This is a genomic window from Marinifilum sp. D714, assembly GCF_030851345.1.
GTDB lineage: Bacteria > Bacteroidota > Bacteroidia > Bacteroidales > Marinifilaceae > Marinifilum.
Genome location: NZ_JALPNU010000067.1, coordinates 1 through 785, shown reverse-complemented (window position 1 = coordinate 785; position 785 = coordinate 1). Strand labels below are relative to the sequence as shown.

The 785-nt window shown below is 34.0% G+C and carries 1 protein-coding gene; it reads left to right on the top strand.

What is annotated here, in order from left to right:
* Nucleotides 1–208: 208 nt before the first annotated feature.
* On the top strand, nucleotides 209–583 hold the full coding sequence (locus M0051_RS19570; protein WP_306743259.1) for a hypothetical protein: 375 nt from the start codon (nucleotides 209–211) through the stop codon (nucleotides 581–583).
* Nucleotides 584–785 lie beyond the last annotated feature (202 nt).

Below are 785 nucleotides of genomic sequence, written 5' to 3'. Positions count from 1 at the left end.
CAGTGCTAAAGATTATAGAGGCGAAAAAGGAACATTGGAAGATGTTATTGTTGTAATGTAATAGCCACACGAAAGGATTCGTGCGGCAGCGGGGGGGGAGGAGCAACAGATGACATGATAGATCAATTAATAAATAATTCTTTACAAAATCTTAAAACACAAGGAGTAACTTCTCCATCCCATATACCTTGGAATTAAAAAATAAATTATGAAAAAATTAGATGAATTCGGCAAAAAGTTAATACAAGAAGTTAGAGACTTAACTACAGAAGAGTATATTTCAATTAAATCTGGACAAATGAAATCAAGCGAAGCTCAAATTTTATTTGAACTAATTTCAGGATTAAATTCAAATCAACAATCTACCCTAGATAGCATCGTTGGAGAAGTAATAGATCGAGCACTACATAATACATTAAGAATGTTTGAATCTTCAGAAAGCATGACAGTTGCTGATAAGGAAAAAATTGAATTGAGTTGTGATATAGTAGAATCAAGTGATGGTTTATCTGGAGAACTTTATGGCGATAATGGATGGTTTGTTAAATACAGTAATAATTATTTGAAAAGAGATATCTATTAGTAAAAGTAATAACACCAGATAGTCCAAGCATGCACTAACCGATGGTGCGAGCCTTTGGCTCGTATCTATTTTCAAGGAAAATAATTTAAATCTAACCCACTTGCAGTAATGTGAGTGGGTTTTTTCTTTCAACCCCCCGCTGCCGCACGAAACAAAGTTCGATAAAATCAATCCTTTCGTGTGGCATTTTCGGCAATAACTA

What these genes read in the sequence shown, in the direction of transcription:
- M0051_RS19570 (WP_306743259.1), top strand. Translation starts at nt 209, where the DNA reads ATGAAAAAATTAGATGAATTCGGCAAAAAGTTAATACAAGAAGTTAGA.